Origin of the sequence: Falsiroseomonas sp. HW251 (assembly GCF_050563545.1) — a bacterium.
In the GTDB taxonomy this organism is placed as follows: Bacteria; Pseudomonadota; Alphaproteobacteria; order Acetobacterales; family Acetobacteraceae; genus Falsiroseomonas.
In genome coordinates, this window is the sequence record NZ_JBNXUM010000016.1 from 98328 (window position 1) to 124403 (window position 26076).

The following is a 26076-nucleotide window of genomic DNA, read 5'->3' on the forward strand; positions in this document are numbered from 1 at the left end:
CCTTGCCGTTGCCACAACCCCGCGCCTATGTTCCGCGCCGTCCGGAAGCGCGTCCGGCCGTCCCCTCTGGAGCCCCGATGACCGAGACCCCCCGCTACAGGCGCGTGCTGCTCAAGGTCTCCGGCGAGGCGTTGATGGGTGCGCGCGACTATGGTCTCGACCTCAAGACGCTGAACCAGATCGCGACCGACATCCGCGACGTCGTGAACCTCGGGGTGCAGGTCTGCCTGGTGATCGGCGGCGGCAACATCTTCCGCGGCATCGCCGGCGCCTCCGCCGGGATGGACCGCGCCCAGGCCGACGGCATGGGCATGCTGGCGACGGTGATGAACGCGCTGGCGATGCAGAACATGCTGGAGAAGGTCGGCGTGCACACCCGCGTGCAGTCCGCGATCAACATGGCGAGCCTCTGCGAGCCCTTCATCCGCCGCCGCGCCATCCGGCACATGGAGAAGAACCGCGTCGTGATCTTCGCGGCCGGCACGGGCAACCCGTTCTTCACCACCGACACCGCGGCGGCGCTGCGCGCGGCCGAGATGGGCTGCGATGCGCTGCTGAAGGGCACGCAGGTGGATGGCGTCTATTCCGCCGACCCGCGCAAGAACCCGAAGGCCGAGCGCTATGTCACGCTCACCTACCTAGACATGCTCGCGCGCGATCTCGCGGTGATGGACGCCGCCGCGATCAGCCTGGCGCGTGAGAACAAGCTTCCCATCGTCGTGTTCAACATCCACGAGCCCGGCAGCTTCACCGCCGTGATGAAGGGCGAGGGGAAGTTCACAACCGTGATCGACCCATGAGAAGAACGGGGGAAAGAACGGCATGCCCGCCGATTTTCCGACGCTGAAGGCCGACCTGCAGCGCCGCATGGATGGCGCGATGGAGACGCTGAGGAAGGAGTTCGCGGGCCTGCGCACCGGCCGTGCGAGCCCCGCGCTGCTCGAGCCGATCCGCGTCGAGGCCTATGGCACCAACCAGCCGCTGAACCAGGTCGCGAACATCTCCGTCGCCGGGCCGGGACTGCTGTCGGTGCAGGTCTTCGACCGCTCCATCACCAAGCAGGTGGAGGTCGCAATCCGCGATTCAGGCCTCGGGCTGAACCCGATGGCGGAGGGCCAGGTCATCCGCGTGCCGCTGCCGCCGCTGACCCAGGAACGCCGCAACGAGCTCGCCAAGACCGCCGCGAAATACGCCGAGGCCGCGCGCGTGGCGACGCGCGGCGTGCGCCGCGACGGGATGGAGACCGTGAAGGGCTGGGAAAAGGACAAGAAGTCCGAGGCCAGCCAGGACGACGTGAAGCGCTGGAGCGACGAGGTGCAGAAAATGACCGACGCGCACATCAAGCAGATCGACGCTGCGCTGGCCGAGAAGGAAAAGGACATCAAGACGAGCTGATCGTCCGGATCGCAGCCATGGACGGGATGGGCGCAGCCGCGAACCCGGCGCTCGCGGCCGGCGGGGCCACTGCCGTGCCGCGTCATGTCGGCATCATCATGGACGGCAACGGCCGCTGGGCCGCCGCCCGGGGCCTGCCGCGCGCGCTCGGCCACAAGGCCGGCGCCGAGGCCGCGCGGCGTGCCATCGAGGCCGCGGCCGAAGCCGGCATCGGCTGGCTGACGCTCTTCGCCTTCTCCTCGGAGAACTGGCGCCGGCCGCCGGACGAGGTGCAGGACCTGACCCTGCTGATGCGCCACTACCTCAACACGGAGGTCGCGCGTCTGGTGCGGGAAGGCGTGCGGCTCCGCGTCATCGGAGAGCGCGAGCGATTCGGGCCGGAGCTCGTGCGCGCCATCGAGCGGGCGGAGGCCGCGACGGCGTCGGGCACGCGGCTCAACCTGAACGTCGCGCTGTCCTATGGCGGCCGCGCGGAGATTGCGAGTGCGGCGCGGGAGATTGCGCGGCGCGTGGCGGCCGGCGAACTCGATGCCGACGCTGTGGACGAGCGGATGTTCGGCGGCTTCCTCGGCACGGCGGGGATGCCAGATCCCGACCTGATCATCCGCACCTCCGGCGAGCAGCGGATCTCCAACTTCCTGCTCTGGCAGGCCGCCTATGCGGAGTTCGTCTTCCAGGACGTGCTCTGGCCGGACTATGGCGCGGCGCACCTGGCCGATGCGGTCACCGAATTCTCCCGCCGCGACCGGCGTTTCGGGGCGCGCGCAGCCTGATGGGCCGGACGCGAATGCCCTCTCCACCCGCAGGGGGGAGAGGGTTGGGTGCGGAGGGCGACGACGATGAGCAACGCCCTCTTCGTCACGCGCTTCCCCCTCACCCAACCCTCTCCCCCATGATTGGTGGAGAGGGCTTTTCGCTGCCTGGCGATGTCTGACGCCGCCGCCCTAGCTGCCGCGAAAGCGAAACGCTGGGGCGACCTGCGCAAGCGGGCGATCTCGGCAGCCATCCTCGGCCCCGCCGCCGTCGCCTGCATCTGGCTCGGCGCCGAGGCCTTCGCCGGCATGCTCGCCATCGGCATCGCGCTGTTGGCCTGGGAATGGGTCCATATGTGCGGCCGGCGCGTGCGGGTCATGCCCGGCATGGCCGTGCCTCTCGCGGTCTTCGCGGCCGGCTCGCTTGCCGTCTCCGACCACGTGCGCTGGGCGCTGTTCGTGCTGCTGGTCGGCTTCGCCCTAACCTGGTGGTTCGCCCAGTCCATGGCGGAGACGCTGACCCAGCCCGCGGCGCGGCTCGCGGCCGGCGTGCTCTATATCGGGCTGGCTGGCATCGCGCTGATCGAGCTCCGCCACGACACCGAGGCCGGGCGAGCCAATGTCCTGTTCCTGTTCGTGGTGGTCTGGGCGTCCGACATCGGCGCCTACATGGCCGGGCGCGTCCTCGGCGGGCCGAAGCTCTGGCCCGCGGTCTCGCCCAACAAGACCTGGTCGGGGGCGGCCGGCGGGCTGCTGGCGGCGGTGCTGGTCGGGCTGGTCTGCGCGACCTCGTTCACTCCGGGGGCGCGCTTGCTCGCCGTGGTGGCGGTCGCCGTGCTTCTCGGCGTAGCCTCACAGGCAGGCGATCTCCTGGAAAGCGCGATCAAGCGGCATTTCGACGTGAAGGACAGCTCCCACCTCATTCCCGGCCATGGCGGCCTGCTGGACCGGATGGACGGCGTGCTCGCCGCGGCGCCGGTCGCCGCGCTGCTGTCCTTCAGCCTCGGCTATGGTCGGGTGCTCTGGGGCTGGTGATGCGCAGCCTGACGATCCTCGGCGCGACCGGGTCGATCGGCCGCTCCACCATGACGCTGGTGGAGGCCGCGGCGCCCGGCGAGTTCCGCATCGAGGCGCTGGTCGCCAACCGCGACGTCGAGACGCTCGCCGCCCAGGCCCGCCGCTTCCGAGCGCGGCTCGCGGTCGTCGCCGACCCCGGCAGCTTCGCCGCGCTCAAGGACGCGCTGGCCGGCAGCGGGACCGAGGTCGCCGCCGGCGCGGAGGCCGTGGTGGAAGCCGCGGCGCGGCCGGCGGACTGGACCATGGCCGCGATCGTTGGCGCGGTCGGGCTGCGCTCCACACTCGCGGCACTCGCCCGCGGCGGGACGCTGGCGCTGGCCAACAAGGAAAGCCTGGTCTGCGCGGCCGAGTTGGTGCTCGACGCCGCGAAGCGGGGTGGGGCGACCCTGCTGCCGGTGGATTCCGAGCACAACGCGGTCTTCCAGTGCCTGGCGGGCTGCGACGGGAAGGGCATAGAGAAGATCGTACTGACGGCATCCGGCGGCCCCTTCCGGGACTGGCCGCTGGAGCGCATGGCCCGCGTAACTCCGGACCAGGCACTGAAGCACCCCGTCTGGTCCATGGGGGCCAAGATCTCGGTCGACAGCGCCACCATGATGAACAAGGGGCTCGAGGTGATCGAGGCGGCGCGGCTCTTCGGCCTTGCCCCGGAGCGGATCGAGGTCCTGGTGCACCCGCAATCCGCCGTTCACGGCATGGTGCAGTATGCCGACGGCTCGATCCTGGCCCAGCTCGGCAGCCCCGACATGCGGACCCCGATCGCGCATGCGCTCGCCTGGCCGCGGCGCATGATGGCGGAGATACCCCGCCTGGACCTGGCGGCCCTGGCCCGGCTGGATTTCTTCGCCCCCGACCCCATCCGCTTCCCCGCGCTGCGCCTGGCGCGCGAAGCGCTGTTGGCGGGCGGGGGCGCGCCCACCATATTGAATGCCGCGAATGAGACGGCGGTCGGCCTCTTCCTCGACCGGCGCATCGGCTTCCTCGACATCGCCGCGGTGGTGGAGGAGACGATGGCCGGGCTGCCGGCGGCCTCGCCGGCGGGGCTCGACGGGCTCATCGCCCTCGATGCCGCCGCCCGCGCCGAGGCTGCCCGCAGGGCGGAGGCGAGGGCGGCGCTCGCCTGAAGATCTGGAGGAGGGGCTGTCGCCGCCAGGCGACCCGCTCCAAGACCGGGCCGGGAGGCCCACGGAGACAAGCGTTGGACTTCCTGCCCGACCCGATCCGCACCGTCCTCGCCTTCGTCGTGGTGCTTGGCGTGCTCGTCTTCATCCACGAGCTCGGCCACTACCTCGCCGCCCGCTGGCGGGGCATCCATGTCGAGCGCTTCGCCGTGGGCTTCGGCCGGCCGATCACCTCCTGGATGGATGTGCGCGGGACGGAATGGCGGATCGGCTGGATCCCGCTCGGCGGCTACGTGAAGCTGCACGGGCAGGAACAGCCGGGCGACGTCAGCGAGGAGGTCAAGGCGAGCTGGCGCGCGGGCGAGACCTTCCATGACAAGCCGGTGCGGGACCGCGCTATCGTGGTGGCCGCCGGGCCGATCGCGAACTTCCTGCTCGCCGCGGTGCTGTTCGGCCTGGTCTACGGCACGGTCGGCATCCCGCGCGCCACCACCGCGATCGGGACGGTGATGGAGAACTCGGCGGCCGAGCGCGCCGGGCTGCTGCCGGGCGATCGCATCGTCGCCCTGGACGGCCAGCCCATCAGCCGCTTCGACCAGGTGCAGCGCCACATCCAGCCCCGCGCGGGGCAGGAGGTTGCCGTCACCGTCGAGCGGGAGGGCCGGGAGCGCAGCCTGCGTATCACGCCCGAGGCCCGGACGAACGGGGAGCGGAGCGTCGGCGTGCTCGGCGTGACCGCCGGCGCCGCGCAGTTCGAGCGGCTCGACCCCTTCAGCGCGCTATGGGCCGGCGCCGTCCAGACCTGGGAAGTGTCCACCCAGACGCTGCACGCGGTCGGGCAGATGATCACGGGCAGCCGCGGCACGGACGACCTCGGCGGGCCGCTCGGTATCGGCAAGATCGCGGGCGAGGCCGCGAAGCTCGGCTTCGCCAGCCTGATCACGTTCATGGCGGTGCTGTCGGTGAACCTGGCCCTGATCAACCTGTTCCCCATCCCGATCCTGGATGGCGGCCACCTGCTGTTCTACGCGGCGGAGGCGATCCGCGGCCGGCCCCTGCCGCCCAGGGCGCAGGAACTCGGCTTCCGCGCGGGGTTCGCGGTGCTGATGGCGCTCTTCGTCTTCGCGACCTGGAACGACCTCGCGAATCTGGGCGTGGTGCGCTGGGCGGCCGGCCTGTTCGGCTGAGCCGCGCCTCCGGCGGCGAGTCGCCGGAGTCGCGACGCTCTGCAGGGCGCTGAAATCCCGCGAAACGCGGCGTGCGGGCGTCCGAGGGTGGCGGGGCGGGGTGGCTTCGGCTAGGAACAAGCCTGCTCCTCACGCCCCAGGGAAGTCCGCCTTGGCCGCCATCCGGCTCATTCTCCTCGTCGCGAGCCTCTTCCTGCCGGTCGTTGCCTCGCTGCCCGCCGAGGCGCAGCAGCCGCCGCGACCGCGCAGCCCGACCGCCGCGCCCGCGGCCAGGCCGGCCGCTGTGACCCCAGCGCCCCAAGCCCGCCCCGCCGTCCCGGCCGGCGAGGCCGTGCGCGGGATCGACGTCACCGGCAACCAGCGCATCGAAGCAGACACCATCCGCTCCTACATGCTGCTGCAGCCGGGCGACCGCTTCGACGCGGACCGGCTCGACCGCAGCCTGAGGACGCTGTTCGCCACCGGTCTCTTCCGCGACGTCACCGTCACGCGCAACGGCGACCGCATCGCCGTGAACGTCGAGGAGAACCCGATCGTCAACCGCGTCGCGCTCGAGGGCAACAGCAAGGTCTCCGACGACAACATCCTGCCCCTGCTGACGCTGAAGCCGCGCGCCGTCTTCACGCCGCAGGCCGCACAGTACGACCGCGGCCTGATCACCGAGCTCTACGCCCGCCGCGGCCGCTTCGCCGCGACGGTGGAGCCGAAGATCATCCAGCTCGACCAGAACCGGGTGGACGTCGTCTTCGAGATCAACGAAGGCCCCGCCGCGCTGATCAGCCGCATCAGCTTCGTCGGTAACACCGCCTATTCCGACCGCACGTTGCGCGACGTCATCCAGACGCGCGAGGAGGCGTGGTACCGCCTGTTCTCCTCCTCCGACATCTACGACCCGGAGAGGCTGAACTTCGACAAGGAGCTGATCCGCCGCTACTACCTCCGCCGCGGCTACGCCGACGTCGAGGTGTCCAACGCCACGGCCGAACTCGCGCCCGACCGCAGCGGCTTCTTCGTGACCTTCACGATCAACGAAGGCACCCGCTACCGCGTCGGCACGGTCGAGGTGACGACCACGCTGCGCAACGTGGACACCGACCGCATCCGCGGCTCCCTGCCGATCTCGACCGGCGACTGGTATGACGGCGAGGCGGTGGAACGCGCCGTGGATTCCATCACGGAAAGCCCGGCGCTGCAGGGCCAGCCCTTCGTGGAGGTGCGCCCGCGTATCAACCGCGACCGCGCGGCGCAGAGCGTCAACATCGTCTTCGAGATCGGCGAGGGTCCGCGGACCTATGTCGAGCGCATCGAGATCAGCGGCAACACCCGCACCGAGGACCGCGTCATCCGCCGCGAGTTCCGCGTCGCGGAAGGCGACCCGCTGAATGCGGCGCTGCTGCGCCGGTCGCGCCAGCGCCTGCGTGACCTCGGCTTCTTCAGCAACGTGGACGTCCAGCCGAGCCCCGGCTCGCGCCCCGACCGCGTAATGCTCAACACCTCCGTCGCGGAGCGCCCGACGGGCGAGGTTTCGCTGGGCGGCGGCTTCTCGACCGACGCCGGCTTCCTCGCGGATTTCGGCATCCGCGAGCGAAACTTCCTCGGCACCGGCGTGGATGCACGCCTCCAGGCGGTGCTGGCGCAGCGGCGCAGCCAGGTGGATTTCGGCATCACCGACCCGGCCTTCCTCGGCCGCAACCTGGCGGCGGGCGCGGACATCTTCTACCTCAACCGCAACCTCCAGACGGTCGCGGGCTACAACGAGCGCCGCTACGGCTTCGTGGCGCGGGCGGGTTACGAGTTCAACGAGTTCCTGCGGCAGGGCTGGTCGTACAGCCTGGTGCAGCGGAACATCTACGACCTCACCACATCGGCCAGCCCCTTCATCATCGCCCAGCAGGGCGAGACGCTGCTGTCGCAGATCAGCACGACGATGGCCTACGACCGCCGCGACAACCGCGTGGAGCCGAAGTCGGGCTACATCGTGCGCCTCGGCGGCGACTTCGCGGGCATCGGCGGCGACGTGAACTACCTGCGCGGCCGCCTCGACGTCGCCTACTACATCCCGTTTGAGAGGCTGCTCGGCGACCCCGACTACGTGCTCGTCTTCAATGCCGGCACCGGCATCCTGAGCCCCTGGGGCGGGGTGCAGGAGCGCATCATCGACCGCTTCTTCCTTGGCGGCGACAACCTCCGCGGCTTCCAGCTCGCGGGCGCCGGCCCGCGCGACCTGTCCGCGGGCAACAACGGCGCGCTCGGCGGCCGCTTCATCTGGACGGGCTCCTCGGAGTTCCGCTTCCCGCTGCCGCTGCCGCAGGAACTCGGGCTGCTCGGCCGCGCCTTTGTCGATGTCGGCAGCCTGACCAACCCCGGCGTGTCGGGCCCGACGGTGGCGGACAGCCAGCTCATCCGCGTCGGCGCCGGCGTCGGCCTGTCCTGGCGCACGCCGGCGGGGCTGATCAACGTCGACGTCGCCCAGGCGCTGGTGAAGGAAAGCTACGACGTGACCCAGCTCGTGCGCTTCGGCTTCGGCACGCGCTTCTGACTATCCACGGGAAACCATACTTCATGCGTCTGCGCCCCCTTCTTCCCGGCCTCCTGCTCGCGCTGCCCCTGGCGGCCTGGCTGGCGCCCGGACCCGCCCTCGGCCAGCAGCAGGGCCAGGACTGGTTCATTCCGGGCCAGCAGCGGCCCCAGGGCCAGGGCCAGGCGCAGCCGGCCCAGCAGCGGCCGGGCCAGCCCGGCCAGGCACAGCCGCCGGGGCAGCGCCCCGCGGCCGGCCAGCGCCCCCCAGCGCCGGTCATCGCCATGCTGGACGTGCAGGAGGTCAACCGCCTCTCCGCTGCCTTCAACCAGGTGCGCGAGGAGATCGAGCGCCGCCGCGCCCGGCTGAACGACGACCTGCAGCGCGAGCAGGGCCGCTGGCGCGAGGAGCAGCAGGCCCTCGCCGGCGCCCGCGCCACCCTGCCGCCCGAGGTGCTGCGCGACCGCGAGCGCCAGCTGCAGGACCGCATCACCGACAGCCAGCGCATCTTCCGCGACCGCCAGCGCGCGATCGAGGCCTCGACCCAGGTCGGCCTCCAGCAGATCGAGCAGGCGCTCGGCGCGGTGATCCGGCAGGTCGCGTCCTCGCGCGGGGTGAACCTCGTGCTGCCGCGGCCGCTCATCATCTTCAACGACGCCGGCTTCGACATCACGGAGGAGGTCACGGCGCAGCTCAACCGCGTGCTGCGGACGGTGAACCTGCCCGCCGAGGGGCAGATGCCGCCGGAAGCCGCCGCGGCCGAGGCGCCGGCCCCCGCCCCGGCTCCCGCCCCGCGCCCGGCCAATGCCCCGGCGCCCGCCCCGGCCCGCCCGCCGGCGCCGCAGCCCTCGCGCTGAGCCGCGCGCGGTGGCGGCCGACCCGCGCTTCCATGCCGCCGGCCCGGCGCTGAGCCTGTCCGAGGCTGCGGCGATCGCCGGCGGCGAGTTGCGCGGCGGCGATCCCGGCGCGCGCGTCGCCGGCGTGGGACCGCTCGACGGTGCGGGACCGCAGGAGGTCTCCTTCCTCGACAACCGGCGCTATGCGGCGCAACTCGCCGGCACGCGGGCGGCGGCAGTGGTCCTGTCGGCCGATTTCGTGGAAAAGCTGCCGGCCGGCGTCGCCGCGATCGTGACCGCGCAGCCCTATCTCGGCTTCGCCCGCATCGCGGCCCGGCTGCATCCGCGCCCGTCGCCACGGGCGGGAATCCACCCGACGGCAGTGGTGGACCCCGACGCGACCGTCGGCCCGGGCTGCGAGATCGGCGCCTACGCGGTGGTCGAGGCCGGCGCGCAGGTCGGCGCGCACTGCATCCTCTCGGCCCATGCCTATGTCGGGCCGGGCGTCGTGCTTGGGGATGGGTGCCGGATCGGCCCGCATGCTTCCATCACCCATGCCCTGGCCGGGCGCGGCGTGGTGCTGCATCCCGGCGCGCGGGTCGGGCAGGAAGGCTTCGGCTTCGCCGTGACACCCGACGGCCGCTTCGAGACGATGCCCCAGCTCGGCCGCGTGGTGCTGGGCGACGGGGTCGAGATCGGCGCCAATTCCTGCGTGGACCGCGGCAGCCAGGGCGACACGGTGATCGGCGCCGGCACCAGGCTCGATAACCTCGTGCAGGTCGCGCACAACGTGAAGACGGGCCAGGCCTGCGTGATCGTCGCGCAGGTCGGGATCTCCGGGTCGGCGACGCTCGGCAACGGCGTGGTGCTGGGCGGGCAGGCCGGGGTGACCGGGCATCTCACGCTCGGCGACCGCGTGCGCGCCGGCGCGCAGTCCGGCGTGATGAACGACATCCCCGCCGGAACCGACGTCGTCGGCAGCCCCGCCTGGCCCGCGAGGGAGACGCTCAGGGCCGTTGCGGCGCTCCGCAAGCTCGGGCAGAAGCCCGCGCGCGGATAGGGGAAGAAGCAGCACCATGGACGCGACCGCCAGCGCCGGCACCGAAGGAAGCGTCGGCACCTACGACATCGCCCGCATCATGCAGGCGATCCCGCACCGCTATCCCTTCCTGCTGGTGGACCGGGTCGTGGAGATCGTCGCCGACAAGAGCGCGGTCGGCATCAAGAACGTCTCGATCAACGAGAACTTCTTCCAGGGCCACTTCCCCGCCCACCCCGTCCTCCCCGGCGTGCTCATCATCGAGAGCATGGCCCAGACCGCCGCCGTGCTGGTGGTGGAGACGCTCGGCCCCTCGGCCGAAGGCAAGCTCGTGTATTTCATGACCGTCGAGGGCGCGAAGTTCCGCAAGCCCGTCGTGCCCGGCGACCAGATGCGGGTGCATGTCGTCAAGCAGAAGCAGCGCGGCAACATCTGGAAGTTCGAGGCGGAGGCGAAGGTGGACGGCAAGGTCGTCGCCGAGGCCACCTATTCCGCGATGATCCTGGACCGGTAGCCGCCCCTTGGACCTTCCCACCCCGGGCATCGCCAGCGATGCCGTCATCTCGCCCGGCGCCTTCGTGGCTGACGGCGCGCGCATCGGACCTGGCAGCCGCATCGGCCCGGGCTGCGTCGTCGGCCCGGACTGCGTGCTCGGTGCCGGTGTCGAACTCGTTGCCCATGTCGTGCTCGACGGCCGGGTGACGCTCGGCGATGGCGTGCGCGTGTCACCGTTTGCGACCATCGGCCTGCCGCCCCAGGACCTGAAGTACAAGGGCGAGCCGACGGGCGTGATGATCGGCGCGCGGACCCATGTGCGGGAACACGCGACCATCCATCGCGGCAGCGTCGGCGGCGACGGCATGACGCGCATCGGCAGCGATTGCCTGATCATGTGCGTCGCCCATGTCGGCCATGACTGCCGCGTCGGGAACGGCGTCGTGCTGGTCAACAACGTGATGCTCGCGGGCCATGTCGAGATCGGTGACTACGCCGTGCTGCAGGGCGCCGCGGGCGTGCAGCAATTCGTCCGCATCGGGCGCATGGCTCTCGTAACCGGCATGGCGGGCGTCGAGCGCAACGTGCTGCCCTTCGGCCGGGTGAAGGGCTACCGCGCGAAGTTCGCAGGGCTCAACACCATCGCGCTGCGCCGCCGCGTCGGCCTGTCCAAGGAGCAGGTCATCGTGATCGCGCGCGCCGTGCACGACCTCTACCGCGGCGGCCGCCCGGAGGAGAGCGCGGACGCCGTCGAAGCCGCCCATCCCGGCAATGCTCAGGTCGCCGAGATCGCGTCCTTCGCGCGCGACCGCGGCCGTCACGGCCTCTGCCCCTTCGGCCGCGCGGCCGAGGACGAAGACGCGGAAGCCTGACGTGAGCGATGCCGGGCCGCTCGGCCTGATCGCCGGCGCCGGCGTCATGCCGCAGCGCATCGCCGATGCCGGGCTGAAGTCGGGCCGCGAGGTGTTCTGCATCCTGGTCCAGGGCTTCGCGAAGCCCGCGGACTATGCGCGCGTCCCGCACGAGGTCGTCCCCCTCGGCCAGGTCGGGCAGATGCTGTCGCTGCTGCGGGCGCGCGGCGTGAAGGAACTCGTTCTTGCAGGGCGCGTGGCGCGGCCCTCGCTGCTGTCCTTCCGCTTCGACGCGGAGGGCCTGCGCATGGTCGGGCGGCTCGGCAAGCGCGCGATCTTCGGTGGCGACGACGGGCTGCTCTCCGCGATCCTGAAGCTGATCGAGGAGGAAGGCTTTGTCGCCCGCGGCGCCCAGGAAGTGCTGGCCGACCTCACGGTTGAGCCCGGCCTGCTGACGACGCATGCCCCGGACGACCAGGCCCGCGCGGACATCCTGCGCGGCATCGAGGTCGCGCTCGCGCTGGGCAGCGCCGATGTCGGGCAGTGCTGCGTGGTGCAGCAGGGGCTGGTCCTCGCGATCGAGGCGATCGAGGGAACCGACGGGATGCTGGCGCGCTGCGCCGGCGTCAGGCGGGAAGGCCCAGGCGGCGTGCTGGTGAAGCTGGTCAAGCCGCGCCAGGACATCCGCGCCGACCTGCCGGTGATCGGGCCCGAGACGATCGCCGGCGCCGTCGCAGCGGGGCTGCGCGGAATCGCGATCGAGGCTCGCGCCGGCGTCGCCGGCACGCTCGTCGTCGACCGCGAGGAGACCATCGCGGCGGCGGAGGCCGCCGGCCTCTTCCTGATCGCCATCAGACCGCACCACTACCTCGCCGAGGAGAAGACGCCATGAGCGGCAAGTTCCTGCACACCATGATCCGGGTCGGCGATCTCGACCGGAGCGTGAAGTTCTACACCGAGCTCCTCGGCATGAAGGAGCTGCGCCGGCGCGACGTGCCGGACGGCAAATACACCCTGGCCTTCCTGGGCTACGGCACCGGCAATGCCGAGGGGCAGGGCGAGATCGAGCTGACCTACAATTACGGCGTCGAGAAATACGAGCACGGCAACGCCTTCGGCCATCTCGCGGTCGGCGTGCCGGACGTCGCCGCGGCCTGCGAGGCCGTGCGCAAGGGCGGCGGCAAGGTGACGCGCGAGGCGGGTCCCGTGAAGTTCGGCACCACGATCATCGCCTTCGTCGAGGACCCCGACGGCTACAAGATCGAGCTGATCCAGCGCTGAGGATCCGTTTCGCGGGACGCGGGGCACGGAAACCGATACGTCCCGCTGCTTGATCGCGCGGCTGCGGGCGCGCGATGGTTCCCCCAGCGGCTCGCGCGCCGACCCGGCGCGCCCCGCGGGAGGGACAAGCATGCGGTTCATCGCGATCGCGGCGCTGGCGGCGGGGCTCTGCCTGCCGGCGCTGCCCGGCCGCGCCCAGGTCACGGGCGACAATTTCGGCGGGGGGAAGACGTCCGACCTCGCGGCGCTGTGCGGCGCGACGCAGACCGACCAGTACGTGGTCTCGGCCGTCAATTTCTGCCACGGCTTCCTGATGGGCGTGGGGCAGCTGCATTCCGCCCTGACGCAGCCCGGCGTCGGCGTCAGGCCCTATTTCTGCCTGCCGAACCCCCGCCCCTCGCTTGATCAGGTGCGTGGCGCCTTCGTCGGCTGGGTCGCGGCGAACCCGCAATACGGCGCCACCCCCGCGGTCGAAGGCGTGACGCGCTTCGGCGAGGCCACCTATCCCTGCCCGCCTAGCCAGACCCGCGCCTCTCGGCGCGGCGCGACCCAATAAAGGAGAGCGACGATGCGCAAGATCCTCGTCCTGCCCGTCATCGCGGCCCTGACGCTCGGCGGCTGCGCCAACATGAACGAGACGCAGCGCTCCACCGCCACCGGCGCCGCGATCGGCGCGGTCGGCGGCGCGGCGCTCGGCTCGCTCTCGGGCAATGCGGGCTGGGGCGCCCTGATCGGCGCCGGCACCGGGGCGGCCGGCGGCTACTTCGTGGGCCGGTCGCGCTGACCGGCTGAGGCCGGGGAGACGCGGGGCGGTCCGGTATCGCCCTCGCATCCCCCCGGCCGGCGGCACCGCCACCCCCGGATGGCGGCGCCGCGTCTCGTCTTCAGGCGCTGCGCGCCGCCGGATCGGTCGTGCCGGCAAGCTCCGCCTGCAGGCGGCGCAGGCGGACCGCGAGCTGAAGCTGGCGCTCCGCCTCCTCCTCGCGCTTGGCGGCCCACCAGAGGTGATGCGCGCGGGAGGTCGCGCTGGCGTCCAGAGCGCGGGCCCCCCGGGCATTGCGGGTGGCCGCGTCCCTGGCGACCGCCGCGGCCTGCGTGGCACTGCGCACCCCGGCGCGCGCGGACGCGGCCAGGGTGGGCTTCGCGCCCTCCGTCCTGGCCCAGTACGCAACCAGGCGGGCGATCCGGCCGGGTTCGGCATCGTAGATCGGCTCTCCGCCCACGCCGGCGGAGAAGGGGATCTCGGCGAAGAGTGTGGTCGGGCTGCGCCACTCCAGGCGCCGGATCTCGAGCTCCGCGACCTCGCCGCCACGGAAATCGAGGCGCAGCTGGCCCGCGAAGCAGGTGCGCGCGCCGATGCCGGGCAGGGTGGACGCATCGAGCTGGAAGCTGGCGAGCAGCGCGCCGCGGGATGCGGAGTCGCCGCCGAGGCCGCCGAGCAGCAGGGGCATTGCTGCGCCCTCGGCCTCGATGAGCGCGAGGTTGTCCTTTTCCAGACCCCAGCCCGCCGCGTCCTGCGCGAAAGGGTGGACCGGCGGCAATGCAGTCGCGGGCCGCGTGGTCATTCGATGGTCTCCCGTTCCTCGCCGCGCGGGCGGCTTCGATGCGGGAAGGAACACCGGAACGGCCCATGGGCGTGACGCATGGCTGTGCAGGGGCGGTTTCGATGCGGTGCAAGACCGGCGTCTTGCGGGATCGGAGGGGCTGGGCTCTTGCTGTCCCAACGCCGCGCCGGAGGCCCGACCTGCCCACCCCCTCGCTTCTCGTCCCCTTCGAGGACGCGCTGGCCGGCGCCGGCGACCTGATGCGCGCGCTGGCGGGGCGCGATCGGGTGCGGCTGGCCGTGACCGGCCTGTCGCGCGCGGGCAAGACGGTGTTCCTGACCTCGCTGGTGGCGAACCTCCTCGCAGCGGGGCAGGGGGCGCGGACCCTGCCGGCGCTGGAGGCCGCGGCGGGCGGGCGGCTGCGCCGGGTGCGCCTTGTGCCGGCCGAGACGCAGGCGACGCCGCGCTTCGATGCGACGGGCCATCTGCTGGCGCTGGCCGCCGACCCGCCGCGCTGGCCGGCGCGCACGGACGACCTTTCCACGCTGGAACTCGCGCTGGAGCTGGAACCGCGAACCATGCTGGGCCAGGCGCGGGCCGCCTTCGCGGGGCCGCGGCGCGTCACGCTGGAACTGCTCGACTATCCCGGGGAGTGGCTGCTGGACCTGCCGATGCTCGGCCAGTCCTGGCCGGACTGGTCGCGCGCGACGCTGGCCCGGCTGCGCCGCGGCAAGCGGGCCGAGGCGGCGGCCGGGTTCCTCGGCTTCGTCGATGCCCTGCCCGCCAAGGCGCCGGCCGAGGAGGCGATCGCGCGCCAGGGCTTCGCGCTGTACCGCGAGGCGCTGCTGACCTGCCGCGACCGGCTGGGCTTCCGCTTCCTCCAGCCCGGGCGCGTGCTGAACCCCGGGCCGCGCGGGGACGCACCGCTGCTCTGGTTCTTCCCCCTGCCGCATCCCGAGGGTGGGCCGCTGGCCGACCTGATGGCGCGGCGCCATGCGGCCTATCTCGAGGATGCGCGCGCCGGTTTCTTCGACCCCTTCTTCCGCCGCTTCCACCGCCAGGCCGTGCTGGTGGATGCGCTGGGGGCGCTGCATGCCGGGGAGGAAGCCTTCGACGACACGGCCGAGGCGCTTGCCGCCGTGTCTGGCAGCCTGCGCGGCGGGCTCGGCCTGCTCGACCTGCTGACGGGGCAGGGGGTGCGCCGCGTCGGCTTCGCCGCGACCAAGGCGGACCACGTGCCGGCGCGCGCGCGGGAATCGCTGGTCGGGCTGCTCGGTGACCTTGTGGGCCGCGATCCCGCAGGGCCGCTTGATGCCGCGACGTCGGTGCACGCCATCGCTGCGATCCGCTGCACGGAGGATGCGGTGGCCACGCTGGAGGGCCGGCCCTTCGCGGCCGTGCGCGGCGTGCTGCTCGATGGCGGCCGCAGCGCCACAGTCTATGCCGGCGAGGTCCCGCCGCGCCGGCCCGCGCCCGATTTCTGGGAGCACGCCTTCTTCGAGATGCCGGTCTTCCAGCCCCCGCGCCTCGTGGGTGACGGCGCCGCCGGCATTCCCCATCTGGGTCTAGACGCGCTGCTGGCGGCGTTGATCGGAGACCTGCTGTGAGCGAAGGCGCCCCGCGGGGTCCGCGCGTGATCCTCGAGGAGTCCGCGGCGCCCGCGCCGAGGCTGGATTTCGGCTGGGAGCAGGCGGTAGCCCCCGTCGCCGCGCCGCGGCCGCCACGGCGCTGGTCGGCGCTGTCGCTCGCCGCCTCCGGCGTCTCGGTGCTTCTGGTCGGGCTTTCGCTGCTCGACGTCGCGAACTTCGTCCAGGACCAGTTCGCACGCGGCGCGTGGCAGGGCTGGATCACGCTCACCGTCGCGGTGCTGGGCTATGGGCTGATCGCCTGGGCCTTCCTGCGCGAACTGCGCGGCCTGTGGTCCCTGCACGCCGTGGACCGCGCGCGGGAAGCCTTTGCGCGGCGCGACTACGTGGCGGCGCGGGACGCGACGCTCGCCTGGGCGGCGCGCACGCCGGCCGCGCAGGGCATGCGCGAAGCGCTGCGCGGGGCCAACGACCTCGATAGCTTCGCCGCGCTGCTGGAAGCCGGGCCGCTCGCGGAGCTCGACCGCGCCTCGGCCGCGGCGGGCCGGGCCGCGGCGACGCAGGCCTTCGCGGCCACCGCGGTGGTGCCCTCGCCGGCGCTGGACGCCGTCTTCTTCGCCTGGCGCGGCGTGCGCCTGGTGCGCGAAGTCGCGGCGATCCATGGGTTGCGGCCGGGCCTTGCGGGTACGGTGTCGCTGCTGCGCCGCGCGATCTTCGAGGCCGGCGCGGTCGCCGCCGCGGATGTCGCGATCGACGCTGCGACGCGCGCCGTGGTCACAAACCCGCTGGTGGAGAAGCTGGCCGGCGAGGCCGGCAAGGGCGCGGTCGCGGCGCGCCGGATGCTGATGCTGGCGCGCGCCGCCGCCCGGGCCTGCCGGATCCTGCCGCCGGAGCGGGGCTAGCCGCGATGGAGACGCCGCGGAGGATCGGACGATGCGTCCTCGATCCCGCCCGCGGCGCGCTCCGCGACGAGGCGGGTCTGGAGATCGCGCTGCGGCCGAAATCCTGGGACATGCTGCTGGTGCTGGCGCGCCACGCCGGGCGCGTGCTGTCCAAGGACGAGCTGCTCGACGCCGTCTGGCCCGGCATCCATGTCACCGAGGACAGCCTGGTGCAGGCCGTGCGCGACATCCGCCGCGCCATCGGCGATGCCGAGGGGCGCGTGCTGCGCACCGTCGCGAAGCGTGGCTATCTCCTCGACATCGCGGAAGCCGCGGCGGCGCCCGACCGGCCCTCCGTCGTCGTGCTGCCTTTCGCCCATCTCGGCGCCGATCCCAGCCAGGCCTGGATCGCCGATGCGGTGGCGGACGACCTGACGAGCGTGCTCGCGCGCGTGCGCTGGCTCTTCGTGGTGGCGCGCAGCACGGCCTTCACCTTCCGCGATACGGCGACGGAGGTGCGGGAAATCGGGCGACGCCTCGGCGTGCGCTACGCGCTGGAGGGCAGCCTGCGCAGCGACGGCGATCGCCTTCGCGTCTCCTGCCGCCTGGTCGGGACCGAAGCCGGGCATCACCTTTGGTCGGGCACCAGCGAAGGCAGCGCCGCCGACATCTTCGCCTTCCAGGACGAGGTCACGCGCCGCGTCCTGGCGGCGATCGAGCCCGCGCTGCTTGAATCCGAAGCCAGCCGCGCCGTGCTGGCGCGCCGTGGCGATCCCTCCGCGCTCGAACTGGTGCGCCAGGGCATTTGGCACTTCCACAAGGTCACGCGCGAGGGCCACGCGACCGCGCGCGCGCTGTTCGTGGACGCGACGCGACGCGATCCAGCGCTGTGCGAGGGCTGGACCTGGCTGGCGCGCGTCTCGGCGGGCCGCATCGCCTATGGCTGGGCCGAGGACAGGGCGGCCGAAGGCGCGGCCGCGATCGCGGCGGGGCTGCGCGCCGTCGAACTCGACGACCGCGATCCTTACGCCCATTACGCCTACGCCATCGCCAGCGCCTATGCCGGCGAGCCGCAGGACACCGTGCGCGCGGGCGAGACGGTGGTCGCGATGCTGCCCTTCTTCGCGCTGGGGCATCTCGTGCGCGGCATGGGGCTGCTCTTCGCCGGCGATGCGGCGCCCGCGGCAGAGTCGCTGGCGCAGGGTCTCGCGCTCAATCCCGACGATCCCCAGAACTTCGTCTGGCAGGTGCTGCGCGCCGTCGCGCTGCTGGTCGACGGCCGGCCGAGGGAGGCGCGCGAGGCCGCGATGCAGGCGGCGCGCATCCGCCCGGGCTGGCGGCCCGCCTTTGAAGTCGCGGCCTGCTGCGCGATGGCGGACGGCGACCGCGCCGGCGCGGCGTCCTTCGCGGCCAAGGCGGCAGCGCTGCCGCTGCCCTCGGGCGACGTGCTGGCGCCGTTCCGCGCGCGCAACCCAGGGCTTGCCACGCGGCTCGACGCCTCGCTCGCGGAGGAGCGTTCTCAGCCAGGCTGACGCCAGGCCGCGTGCTGGCGCGCCAGCCCGCCCAGCATCAGCACGTCGAAGCCATGCACCGGCAGCCGGTAGCCGCGCGCGAGGATCTCGCGCGTCTGCTGTTCCGTCATAGCGACGCCGCCGAGCGGGATGCCGGCGCCGAGGATGACGCGCTCAAGCCTCGTCACGGCCTCGCGGAACTCCGGCGCGTCGAAGCGGCCGGAGACGCCGAGTTCGGTCGAGAGGTCGAAGGGCGCGATAACCATGCAGTCGATGCCCTCGACCCCGCAGATCGCCTCGATGTTCTCGACCGCTGCGACCGTCTCGATCAGCAGCATGACCACGGTCTCATCGCCGCGCTGCGCGAGATGCTCAAAGAGCGGCGTGCCCCAGCGCGCATGCGCGACGAAGGGCCCCCAGCCGCGGCGGCCGCGCGGCGGATAGCGCGTCAGCGACACCGCCTCCGCCGCTTCCTCCGCCGTGCCGACCAGCGGGAAGCAGATGCCCTCCGCGCCGAGGTCGAGCGCGGGCTTCACCCAGGCGGCCTCGCGCGCGGGGACGCGGACCAGCGGCGCGCAGTGCGTGCCCTGGGTCGCCGCGATCATGGCGTGCAGGCTCTCCGGGCCCACGGCGCCATGCTCCTGGTCCAGGATGACGCAATCCGCGCCGGCCGCGGCCATGGCCTGCACGGCGACCGCCGAGGGGATCACGTTGACATAGGTGCCGATCGTCTTGCCGGCGCCGAGGCGCCGCTTCAGTCCCTGGCTCATCGCATTCCTCCGCCCGGGCTGGTGCCCGGTGGGGCGATGCTGCCTCCTGGCGCGGGGGACGTCCTGATAGCCTGCCGAAATCCTGCCGAAGGAACGCCGTCACGGGATATCGCGGCACCTGACGCGCGCCGCCCGCGGCGTCAGCTGTCCAGCCGCACATCCGCCGCGCGCGCGACCTCGCGCCACTTCGCGATCTCGGCGGCGATGAAACGGCCGTATTCCTCGGGCGTGCCGGGATCGGGGAAGCCCCCCATCTCCACCATGCGCGCGGCGACCTGCGGGTCGCGCAGGATGGCCACCGCGTCGGCATTGACCTTGCGGATCACCGCGTCGGGCGTGCCGGCGGGCGCGACCAGGCCGGACCAGCCCGCGGCCTCGAAGCCCGGCGATACCGTCTCCGCCACGGTCGGCACGTCAGGCAGTTGCGGCACTCGGGCGCGGCTGGTCACGGCCAGCGCGCGGATGCGGCCGCCCTGGATGTTCGGCAGCGCGGAGGCGAGGCTGTCCACCATCACCTTCACATTGCCCGCGATCAGGTCCGCCATGGCCGGGCCGCTGCCGCGATAGGGCACATGGACCATCTGCAGGCGCAGCCTGAAGGCCAGCATCTCCGCCGTCAGGTGCTGCGCGGTGCCCGGCCCTGCCGACGCGTATTGCACGCGCCCCGGCGCGCTGCGCGCCAGCGCCACGAAGGCCGCCATGTCCGCGGCCTCGAAGGACGGGTGGGCCACGAAGACCAGCGGCAGGGTGAAGATGTTGCTGATCGCGGCATAGTCGCGTTCCGCGTCGTAGGGCAGGCGTGCCATCACGGAGGGGTTGATCCCGAGCGTGCCGGAGGTGCCGACGCCGAGCGTGTAGCCGTCGGGCGGCGCGGTCTTCACCGCCTCCATCCCGATGGCGCCGGCGCCGCCCGCGCGGTTCTCCACGACGACGCGCTGCGGCCAGCGCTTCGAGAGCTCGTCGGCCATCAGCCGCCCGAACAGGTCGGCCGCCTGGCCCGGCGGGAAGGGCACGATGAAGCGCACGGGGCGCGCGGGATAATCGGCCTGCGCGGCGGCGGGGCGCAGCGCCGGCAGGACGAGCGGCGCGGCGAGCAGCACGCGACGGGCGATGCGATGTGTCATGGTGCCGTTTCCTTCCCGCGCGACCTGCTGGCCGTCCCGCCCAGGATGCGGCGGCGGGCAGGGGCGCGCAACGCCGCCCGGCTCACGGTTCCTGGCGGTGGCCGAAGCCGCGCCGCAGCCATTCCACCAGCTGGAAGGTCCTGCGGCGCCGGGCGGCGCGCGAGGCGCGGCCATGCGGCAGGCCGGTCGCCTTGGCCAGCACCAGCTTCGCCTCCAGGCCCAGCGCGCCATGGTCGGCGGCGAGCAGGATCGCCCCGGGCAGCGCGAGGCCGACGAGGCCGACCAGGCGCTGCATCTCCTCTTCGCCCAGCACGCCGACGAGGTCGTCGAGCAGCACGAGCGCGGGCCGCGCCAGCAGCAGCCGCGCGAAGGCCAGCCGCAGCCGGTCGGCCTCGTCCAGCGCGCTGTCCCAGTCCTGCGCCGCGTCAAGCCGGTGCGCGAGCGCGCCGAGGCCGACGCCGGCGAGCACGGCCGCCATCGCCTCCCGCGGGGCGCCGCCGGTCGGGGCGAGCAGCAGGGCAGGCGCGATCGGCGGCAGCCAGGGACGCCGCGGCAGCGCCGCGACACTGCGAGGCCGCGCGATGCGGCCCTGGCCCCAGGGCCAGAGCCCAGCCAGCGCCAGGAACAGCGCGCGCATCGCACGGGGATCGCCGACGACCTCGGCCTGCGCGCCCGGCCCGAGGCGCGCATCGAGGGGCGCGGTCAGCGGCGTCCCGTCCGGCAGCGTCAGCCGCAGCGATTGCAGCACCAGGGCGCCGTCCTCCTCGTCGGCCAGCAACATGCCGGGCTGGGCATCGCTGGATTCGACGGCGTCGGCCAGCGCCAGGATGCGCTCGGCCGAGGCAGCCCATTCCGCCAGCCGTGCCGCGTTGTCCACCGGCCAGGACAGCGCGCCGACGACCTGCTGGAAGCCCTGTGCCAGCTGCATCAGCCCGCCCAGCGTCAGCGTGCCGTTCAGATAGCGCGGCGCCGCGACCAGCAGCGGCAGGATCGGCGACAGCGTCGCGAAGGCCGACTGGAAGGCCGTGAGATTGCGCAGCCCGAGCGTCTGGCGGAACCAGGCGAGGGACAGTGCCCCGAAGCGCCGGCGGGCTTCCGCGCGCGCCACGGCCTCGCCCTGCGCCAGCGCCAGCCCCTCGTCATGCTCGCGCGCGCCGGCCAAGCCGAAGCGGAAATCGGCCTCCGCACGCTGGCGCTGCAGCGTCGCCGAGGTCAGCTTCTGGCCGAGCGTGAAGGCCGCCACGGCGCCGCCCATCGCATAGAGCATCGCGAGCCAGACCATGTGCCCGGGCACGGGGATGCCGAACAGCTCGACCCTGCCGGAGAGCGACCAGAGGATCCCGACGAAGGTCGCGAGCACGCCGACAGCGAAGAAGAGCGAGGCCGAGAGCTCCACCCCCTGCTCGGTCGCGATGCGGATGTCCTCCGCGATGCGCCCGTCGGGGTTGTCCGGGCTGCCCGGCAGCTGCGCGAGGCGCCAGTGCCGCCCCTGGTCGAGCCAGGTGGCGAGCAGCCGTTCCGTGAGCGAGCGTCGCCAGGACAGCGCCACGCCACGCTTGGCCTGGAGCTGCGCGGCGTTGGAGGTAACGATGGCGGCGAGCAGCAGCGCGAACTGCCAGACCGCGCTCCAGAGCGACGCGGTATCTCGGCGTTCCAGCGCGTCGAACAGCCGCGCGCTCCAGAGGTTGTAGGCGACGGCGAGGGCGACCTGCAGCGCGGTCAGCATCGCCAGCAGCAGGATCGCGGCGCGCACCCGCCAGCGCGACAGCCAGGGACCGGACAGCGCGGCGAAGCCGTGCAGGGTGGAGGCGTGCGCGCGCGGGTCCACGCCGCGTCCCGCCGCGCCGCTCATCGCAGGGCGCTCCGTTGCGGCATGGCGGGCAGCCTGCGCCGCGAGGCGCACGCTGTCGAGCGAAGGTCAGGAGAAGACGAGGTCGGAGGCGGTCAGGGCCGCGGTGAAGCCTGCGAGCGTGATGGAGCCGAAGCGGCCGGCGGTGATCACGGTGTCGGTCGCGCCGACCACGATGGAAAGGTCATCCAAGCCGGTGATGCCGCGCAGGTCGAAGGCCAGGCGGTCCTCGCCCTGGTGGAAGTCGGCGACGGTGTCACGGCCGAAGCGGCCTTCGAATACGAAGAGATCGGCGCCGCGCGTGACGTCAGGCGCGATGCTCGCGGCGTCGCCATGGAGCAGGTCGTTGCCTGCGCCACCCCGGATCGTGTCCGCGCCGCAGACGGCATTTCCGTTCACGGTGGCCGCGTCGCCATAAATGGTGTCGGCGTCGCCGCCGCCGGCCAGGGAATCGTTGCCAAGGGGAAGGTACCTGAAGCTTGTCGCCGCCTGGAAGTCGCCGAACAGGACGTCCCGGCCTCGGCCGCCGAGCAGCAGATCATCGGCCGGGCGCTCGTCGCCGATAGCCATGTAGGACGCATCGCCGACAAGCGTGTCGCCACCGGCCCCGCCGTGCAGGGTGTCCTTGCCGCCCGACGCGCTGAGCGCGAGACCGCTGGCATCGCCGTAGAGGAGATCGTCGCCGCCGCCGCCATCCAGCGAGTCGGCACCCCCGTTCGTGCCGTAGTCCATGACCATTGCGTCGCCGAAGAGCGTATCGCCGCCACGGCCGCCGGCCAGGATGTCGTCGCCACCCGTCGTGGCCATCAGCTCGGAGCGCGAGTCGCCGTACATAAGGTCGCCGTCGGCGCCGCCGTCGAGCGTATCCGCGCCCATCCGGCCCTCCCGGTCGGCCGGGGAATCGCCCACCAGCGTGTCGGCCCCGTCGCCGCCATCGAGCAGGTCGTTGCCCGCACGCACTCCCCCATGGCCGAGCGGGAGACCATCGCCGTGGATCCAATCGTCTCCCGCGCCGCCATGCAGCGTGTCGTTTCCGCCACGCGCGATGTAGAAGACGCCGCCCATGACCGAGGCGTCTCCGTACAGCGTATCATTGCCCGCGCCGCCATCCAGAAGGTCGTCGCCCCCGCCGGAGCTGCCACTCAGGCTGATCGCATCGCCAGCGATCCAGTCGTCGCCCTCGCCCCCGGACAGCACGTCCGCGCCACCCCGCGCCTCCGTACCGTCGGCGCGCAGCGCGTCGCCAACGAGCGTATCGGCACCACGCGAGCCGTGGATGGTGTCGGCGCCGGCCAGCCCGGTGAGGTCCCCGAGGTCGCCCGGCGTCGCGGGATCGCTGGCATAGGGGTCGCCAACGATGAACTCGGCACGGGGTGTTCCGAGCAGGCTGTCGTCGCCGGTGGTGCCGAGCCTCGCGGTCATGCCGATCTGCCTTCCCCCCATGATCCCGGCGCCGGCCAGACCCGGATCGGCCCGGCGCGGCGCTGCGGGAAGAGAATGCAGTATGCTATTTCCGCTTGCGCCACGACCGCATGACACGATCGCCGGACTTGATGTCATCTCGCATTGAAGTGACGTGTGGAACGAGCGGCCCTAGGCCGGGCGCAGCACGCGCAGCCGCGTGCCGTCGGGGTCTTGCGCGACGAAACTGCGGCCGAACTCCTGGTCGGAGAGCGGCTCCGCGACCGGGATGCCGCGCGCGGTCCAGTCGGCGTGGACGGCGTCCGCGTCGTCGACGATGAAGTCGATCTCCATCCCGCGCGGCGGGCCTCCGGCGCGTGCCCAGAGGCCGATCGACAGGCCCGAGGGCAGCCTGAACATCGCGAAGCCCGGCGAAGCCTCCTCCGGCGCCCGCTGCAGCAGGGTCTCGTAGAAGCGAGCGCTCGCCGCGACGTCGGCGACGTAGAGGATCAGCAGAGATGGCGTCATGGCGGTGTCTCCTTGCGACCCCGCGGAGACTGCGCGCCGGCCCTGACAGATCCTGTCAGGAGCCGTCGTCGAGATCCTGGCTCAGCCGCCACTGCCTCAGCAGCACGCGGCGGCGCGTCGGCATGCGGTCGGGCAGCGCCTCGGCGCTGACGATCCGGTCGAGACGAAAATGCCGGAAGTCGTCGCGCTCCTCGCACCAGGCTGCGAGCATCTCGACGGCGTCGAAGAAGCCGACGGCGAGCGGCCAGACCACGCGGTCGCTCGGCCTGCCCCTGCGGTCGGTGTACGCCAGCCGCAGCCTGCGCTCGGCCCGCATCGCCCCGCGGATCGTGCCGAGATGGGGCGCGTCCTTCGCGCCCGGCCCGGCGATGAGGCCGTCATCGGGCTCGACGCTGTCGGGCAGCACGGCGCCGACCTTCGCCGCGGCGCTGCGGGCGGCGGCGGCCAGCGCCGCATCGCCGCGGCTCTCGACCAGGCGCAGCCCGAGCAGCACGGCGTCCGCCTCGTCCGCGCCGAGCATGAGCGGCGGCAGGAAGAGGCCTGGGCGGAGCACGTAGCCGAGCCCCGCCTCGCCCTCGATCGGTGCGCCGGCGGCCATCAGCGTCGCCACGTCGCGGTAGATCGTTCGGGGCGTGACGCCGAGTTCGCCTGCCAGCGCCGCGGCCGTCACCGGACGCCGCCTTCCGCGCAGCGCCTGGATCAGGTCCAGCAGTCGCGCCGACCTGGCCAGGGCGTCACTCCCCCGCGGCGGCGAGCATGCGGGAGACGGCCTCCGCGCGGCCGAGCACGAAGAGCACCGCGTCGATCGGCGGCGAGGAGGTGCTACCTGTCAGCGCGACGCGCAGCGGCTGGGCGACGGCGCCCATCTTCACGCCCTTCACGTCGGCGTAGTCGCGCAGCCACTGCTCGAGGTCCTTGCGCTCCCACGGCGCGTCCGTCAGGAAGACCGCGAGGTCCTTCAGCCGCTCCTTCGCCTCGGGCGTCAGGAGCGCGGCCGCCTTCGGGTCCATCTCGGGCGGGCCGTCCTGCGCGACGAAGACGGCGGCGCCGGCGAGTTCCTCGAGGGTCTTTGCCCGCTCCTTCAGGTCCGGCATCAGCGCGGCGACGCGGTCGCCGCCCTCGGTGCCGAACAGCACGCCGCGCTTCGCGAAGCGGGCCAGCACCTCCTTCGTCAGACGGGCATCGTCGGCGGCCCGGAGCCAGACGCCGTTGAAGTGCGTGAGCTTGGCATAGTCCATCCGCGCCGCGGCGCGGCCGACATCGGCAATGTCGAAGATCCTGATCGCGTCCTCGCGGCCGATGATCTCGGTGTCGCCATGGCCCCAACCCAGGCGGAGCAGGTAGTTGCAGACGGCCTCGGGCAAGTAGCCCTGCTCGCGGAACTCCAGCGCGCCGACCGCGCCGTGGCGCTTCGACAGCTTCGCGCCGTCCGCCCCATGGATCAGCGGCACATGCGCGAAGTGGGGCCGGTGCCAGCCCATGGCGTCGTACACCATGCACTGGCGGAAGGTGTTGGTGAGGTGGTCATCGCCGCGGATCACGTGCGTGATCTGCATGTCGTGGTCGTCCACGACGACCGCGTGCAGGTAGGTCGGCGTGCTGTCCGAGCGCAGGATGATCATGTCGTCGAGCTCGGTGTTGGCGACCTTCACCTCGCCCTGCACCAGGTCCTTCACCACGGTCTCGCCGCCGCGCGGGGCGATGATCCGGATGGCGGGCGCGACCGATGGCGCCTTGGACGCGTCCATCCCGATCCACTTCGAGCCGTCGTACTTGAACGGGCGCTTCGCCGCCTCGGCCTCGGCGCGCATCGCCGCCAACTCGTCCGGCGTGTCGTAGGCGAGGTAGGCCTTGCCCTTGGCGAGCAGCTCCCTCGCGACCTCGGCGTGGCGTGGCTCCCGCGTGGACTGGAAGACCGGGGTCTCGTCCGGGCCGAGGCCGAGCCAGTCCAGGCTCTCGATGATCTGCTGCACGGCCTCGGGCGTGGAGCGCGCCTTGTCCGTGTCCTCGATCCGCAGGAGGTACTGGCCGCCATGGCGGCGGGCGAAGAGGTAGTTGAACAGCGCCGTGCGGGCGCCGCCGATATGCAGGTAGCCCGTGGGCGAGGGGGCGAAGCGGGTGCGGACCGACATGGGGTTCCAGCCGAGGATCAGGGGCGCTCTTCCTAGCGCCTGATCCGCGAAGGCGGAATCGGCGAAGCTGTGAATCAGCCGCGCAAACAAGGACTGGACCGCTAGCTACGACCGTGGATCACGGTCCAGCGCGGACGGGAGCCCGGCAAACGCTCGCGCCGCGCGGCGGATGAAAACGCCTCCACGTGGTTGCGTTGC

At 72.5% G+C, this 26076-nt stretch carries 26 protein-coding genes; 18 read left to right on the forward strand and 8 right to left on the reverse strand.

The features are described from left to right. Positions 1–77 precede the first annotated feature (77 nt). The 15 genes from pyrH (at position 78) to ACLF3M_RS19730 (ending at position 13336) form a co-directional block, all read left to right on the forward strand. Positions 78–800, forward strand: coding sequence for a UMP kinase (pyrH, locus tag ACLF3M_RS19660; protein ID WP_430658667.1), 723 nt, complete (start codon positions 78–80; stop codon positions 798–800). Positions 801–822: 22 nt separating this feature from the next. After that, positions 823–1395 carry a ribosome recycling factor gene (frr, locus tag ACLF3M_RS19665; protein ID WP_430658668.1) on the forward strand — a complete coding sequence of 191 codons (573 nt, stop codon included), beginning with the start codon at positions 823–825 and terminating at the stop codon, positions 1393–1395. 26 nt (positions 1396–1421) lie between these two features. Then, the gene (gene uppS, locus ACLF3M_RS19670) at positions 1422–2168 is read left to right on the forward strand and encodes a polyprenyl diphosphate synthase (protein ID WP_430658743.1); all 747 of its coding nucleotides are present in this window, start codon (positions 1422–1424) and stop codon (positions 2166–2168) included. A gap of 153 nt (positions 2169–2321) precedes the next feature. Next, entirely contained in the window at positions 2322–3182 is an 861-nt protein-coding gene (locus tag ACLF3M_RS19675) for a phosphatidate cytidylyltransferase (RefSeq protein WP_430658669.1), read from the forward strand. Beyond that, on the forward strand, positions 3182–4348 hold the full coding sequence (dxr, locus tag ACLF3M_RS19680; RefSeq protein WP_430658670.1) for a 1-deoxy-D-xylulose-5-phosphate reductoisomerase: 1167 nt from the start codon (positions 3182–3184) through the stop codon (positions 4346–4348). The genes ACLF3M_RS19675 and dxr overlap by 1 nt, the downstream gene beginning before the upstream one ends. Before the next feature lie 74 nt (positions 4349–4422). Next, positions 4423–5532 carry an RIP metalloprotease RseP gene (gene rseP / locus ACLF3M_RS19685; RefSeq protein ID WP_430658671.1) on the forward strand — a complete coding sequence of 370 codons (1110 nt, stop codon included), beginning with the start codon at positions 4423–4425 and terminating at the stop codon, positions 5530–5532. 151 nt (positions 5533–5683) lie between these two features. Beyond that, on the forward strand, positions 5684–8071 hold the full coding sequence (bamA, locus tag ACLF3M_RS19690; RefSeq protein ID WP_430658672.1) for an outer membrane protein assembly factor BamA: 2388 nt from the start codon (positions 5684–5686) through the stop codon (positions 8069–8071). A 23-nt stretch (positions 8072–8094) separates the two neighbouring features. Then, positions 8095–8907, forward strand: coding sequence for an OmpH family outer membrane protein (locus tag ACLF3M_RS19695; RefSeq protein WP_430658673.1), 813 nt, complete (start codon positions 8095–8097; stop codon positions 8905–8907). Positions 8908–8917: 10 nt separating this feature from the next. After that, positions 8918–9946, forward strand: coding sequence for a UDP-3-O-(3-hydroxymyristoyl)glucosamine N-acyltransferase (gene lpxD, locus ACLF3M_RS19700; protein WP_430658674.1), 1029 nt, complete (start codon positions 8918–8920; stop codon positions 9944–9946). A 16-nt stretch (positions 9947–9962) separates the two neighbouring features. Then, positions 9963–10439: a 3-hydroxyacyl-ACP dehydratase FabZ gene (gene fabZ, locus ACLF3M_RS19705; RefSeq protein ID WP_430658675.1), complete on the forward strand. Its 477-nt coding sequence runs from the start codon at positions 9963–9965 to the stop codon at positions 10437–10439. Positions 10440–10446: 7 nt separating this feature from the next. Beyond that, positions 10447–11292: an acyl-ACP--UDP-N-acetylglucosamine O-acyltransferase gene (gene lpxA, locus ACLF3M_RS19710; RefSeq protein ID WP_430658676.1), complete on the forward strand. Its 846-nt coding sequence runs from the start codon at positions 10447–10449 to the stop codon at positions 11290–11292. Between the two features lies 1 nt (position 11293). After that, entirely contained in the window at positions 11294–12163 is an 870-nt protein-coding gene (locus tag ACLF3M_RS19715) for an LpxI family protein (protein WP_430658677.1), read from the forward strand. Continuing rightward, complete coding sequence (gloA, locus tag ACLF3M_RS19720) at positions 12160–12552, forward strand: lactoylglutathione lyase (protein WP_430658678.1); 393 nt, start codon at positions 12160–12162, stop codon at positions 12550–12552. The genes ACLF3M_RS19715 and gloA overlap by 4 nt, the downstream gene beginning before the upstream one ends. Before the next feature lie 130 nt (positions 12553–12682). Further along, complete coding sequence (locus ACLF3M_RS19725; protein WP_430658679.1) at positions 12683–13108, forward strand: Rap1a/Tai family immunity protein; 426 nt, start codon at positions 12683–12685, stop codon at positions 13106–13108. A gap of 12 nt (positions 13109–13120) precedes the next feature. Continuing rightward, positions 13121–13336, forward strand: a complete 216-nt coding sequence (locus tag ACLF3M_RS19730; protein WP_430658680.1) for a glycine zipper family protein — start codon at positions 13121–13123, stop codon at positions 13334–13336. 100 nt (positions 13337–13436) lie between these two features. Here the strand turns inward: ACLF3M_RS19730 and ACLF3M_RS19735 are convergent, their stop codons facing one another. Further along, positions 13437–14117 (reverse strand): hypothetical protein, encoded by a 681-nt coding sequence (locus tag ACLF3M_RS19735; RefSeq protein ID WP_430658681.1) that lies wholly within the window; start codon positions 14115–14117, stop codon positions 13437–13439. Between the two features lie 122 nt (positions 14118–14239). Between ACLF3M_RS19735 and ACLF3M_RS19740 the strand changes: the two genes are divergently transcribed. The 3 genes from ACLF3M_RS19740 to ACLF3M_RS19750 are packed head-to-tail and all read left to right on the forward strand — an operon-like array spanning position 14240 to position 18095. Next, complete coding sequence (locus tag ACLF3M_RS19740) at positions 14240–15703, forward strand: YcjX family protein (protein WP_430658682.1); 1464 nt, start codon at positions 14240–14242, stop codon at positions 15701–15703. Further along, the gene (locus ACLF3M_RS19745; RefSeq protein ID WP_430658683.1) at positions 15700–16584 is read left to right on the forward strand and encodes a DUF697 domain-containing protein; all 885 of its coding nucleotides are present in this window, start codon (positions 15700–15702) and stop codon (positions 16582–16584) included. The genes ACLF3M_RS19740 and ACLF3M_RS19745 overlap by 4 nt, the downstream gene beginning before the upstream one ends. A 5-nt stretch (positions 16585–16589) precedes the next feature. Then, positions 16590–18095 (forward strand): winged helix-turn-helix domain-containing protein, encoded by a 1506-nt coding sequence (locus ACLF3M_RS19750; RefSeq protein ID WP_430658684.1) that lies wholly within the window; start codon positions 16590–16592, stop codon positions 18093–18095. Here ACLF3M_RS19750 and ACLF3M_RS19755 read toward each other — a convergent pair. From ACLF3M_RS19755 to gltX, 7 genes are all read right to left on the reverse strand, one after another. Next, entirely contained in the window at positions 18083–18844 is a 762-nt protein-coding gene (locus ACLF3M_RS19755) for an HpcH/HpaI aldolase family protein (RefSeq protein ID WP_430658685.1), read from the reverse strand. The genes ACLF3M_RS19750 and ACLF3M_RS19755 overlap by 13 nt on opposite strands. 140 nt (positions 18845–18984) lie before the next feature. Continuing rightward, complete coding sequence (locus tag ACLF3M_RS19760) at positions 18985–19968, reverse strand: Bug family tripartite tricarboxylate transporter substrate binding protein (protein ID WP_430658686.1); 984 nt, start codon at positions 19966–19968, stop codon at positions 18985–18987. A gap of 82 nt (positions 19969–20050) precedes the next feature. Continuing rightward, positions 20051–21820, reverse strand: a complete 1770-nt coding sequence (locus ACLF3M_RS19765; RefSeq protein WP_430658687.1) for an ABC transporter ATP-binding protein/permease — start codon at positions 21818–21820, stop codon at positions 20051–20053. Between the two features lie 66 nt (positions 21821–21886). Continuing rightward, positions 21887–23239, reverse strand: coding sequence for a calcium-binding protein (locus tag ACLF3M_RS19770; protein WP_430658688.1), 1353 nt, complete (start codon positions 23237–23239; stop codon positions 21887–21889). Positions 23240–23410: 171 nt separating this feature from the next. Further along, positions 23411–23746, reverse strand: a complete 336-nt coding sequence (locus tag ACLF3M_RS19775) for a VOC family protein (RefSeq protein ID WP_430658689.1) — start codon at positions 23744–23746, stop codon at positions 23411–23413. A gap of 55 nt (positions 23747–23801) precedes the next feature. Further along, the gene (locus ACLF3M_RS19780) at positions 23802–24476 is read right to left on the reverse strand and encodes a helix-turn-helix transcriptional regulator (RefSeq protein WP_430658744.1); all 675 of its coding nucleotides are present in this window, start codon (positions 24474–24476) and stop codon (positions 23802–23804) included. 4 nt (positions 24477–24480) lie between these two features. Further along, positions 24481–25878: a glutamate--tRNA ligase gene (gltX, locus tag ACLF3M_RS19785; RefSeq protein WP_430658690.1), complete on the reverse strand. Its 1398-nt coding sequence runs from the start codon at positions 25876–25878 to the stop codon at positions 24481–24483. Positions 25879–26076 lie beyond the last annotated feature (198 nt).

Excerpts from the sequence above, each read along its gene's own strand:
- pyrH (WP_430658667.1), top strand. The coding sequence starts at position 78 with ATGACCGAGACCCCCCGCTACAGGCGCGTGCTGCTCAAGGTCTCCGGC.
- frr (WP_430658668.1), top strand. The coding sequence starts at position 823 with ATGCCCGCCGATTTTCCGACGCTGAAGGCCGACCTGCAGCGCCGCATG.
- uppS (WP_430658743.1), top strand. The coding sequence starts at position 1,422 with ATGGGCGCAGCCGCGAACCCGGCGCTCGCGGCCGGCGGGGCCACTGCC.
- ACLF3M_RS19675 (WP_430658669.1), top strand. The coding sequence starts at position 2,322 with ATGTCTGACGCCGCCGCCCTAGCTGCCGCGAAAGCGAAACGCTGGGGC.
- dxr (WP_430658670.1), top strand. The coding sequence starts at position 3,182 with ATGCGCAGCCTGACGATCCTCGGCGCGACCGGGTCGATCGGCCGCTCC.
- ACLF3M_RS19695 (WP_430658673.1), top strand. The coding sequence starts at position 8,095 with ATGCGTCTGCGCCCCCTTCTTCCCGGCCTCCTGCTCGCGCTGCCCCTG.
- fabZ (WP_430658675.1), top strand. The coding sequence starts at position 9,963 with ATGGACGCGACCGCCAGCGCCGGCACCGAAGGAAGCGTCGGCACCTAC.
- gloA (WP_430658678.1), top strand. The coding sequence starts at position 12,160 with ATGAGCGGCAAGTTCCTGCACACCATGATCCGGGTCGGCGATCTCGAC.
- ACLF3M_RS19725 (WP_430658679.1), top strand. The coding sequence starts at position 12,683 with ATGCGGTTCATCGCGATCGCGGCGCTGGCGGCGGGGCTCTGCCTGCCG.
- ACLF3M_RS19730 (WP_430658680.1), top strand. The coding sequence starts at position 13,121 with ATGCGCAAGATCCTCGTCCTGCCCGTCATCGCGGCCCTGACGCTCGGC.
- ACLF3M_RS19735 (WP_430658681.1), bottom strand. The coding sequence starts at position 14,117 with ATGACCACGCGGCCCGCGACTGCATTGCCGCCGGTCCACCCTTTCGCG.
- ACLF3M_RS19750 (WP_430658684.1), top strand. The coding sequence starts at position 16,590 with ATGGAGACGCCGCGGAGGATCGGACGATGCGTCCTCGATCCCGCCCGC.
- ACLF3M_RS19755 (WP_430658685.1), bottom strand. The coding sequence starts at position 18,844 with ATGAGCCAGGGACTGAAGCGGCGCCTCGGCGCCGGCAAGACGATCGGC.
- ACLF3M_RS19760 (WP_430658686.1), bottom strand. The coding sequence starts at position 19,968 with ATGACACATCGCATCGCCCGTCGCGTGCTGCTCGCCGCGCCGCTCGTC.
- ACLF3M_RS19765 (WP_430658687.1), bottom strand. The coding sequence starts at position 21,820 with ATGAGCGGCGCGGCGGGACGCGGCGTGGACCCGCGCGCGCACGCCTCC.
- ACLF3M_RS19770 (WP_430658688.1), bottom strand. The coding sequence starts at position 23,239 with ATGACCGCGAGGCTCGGCACCACCGGCGACGACAGCCTGCTCGGAACA.
- ACLF3M_RS19775 (WP_430658689.1), bottom strand. The coding sequence starts at position 23,746 with ATGACGCCATCTCTGCTGATCCTCTACGTCGCCGACGTCGCGGCGAGC.
- gltX (WP_430658690.1), bottom strand. The coding sequence starts at position 25,878 with ATGTCGGTCCGCACCCGCTTCGCCCCCTCGCCCACGGGCTACCTGCAT.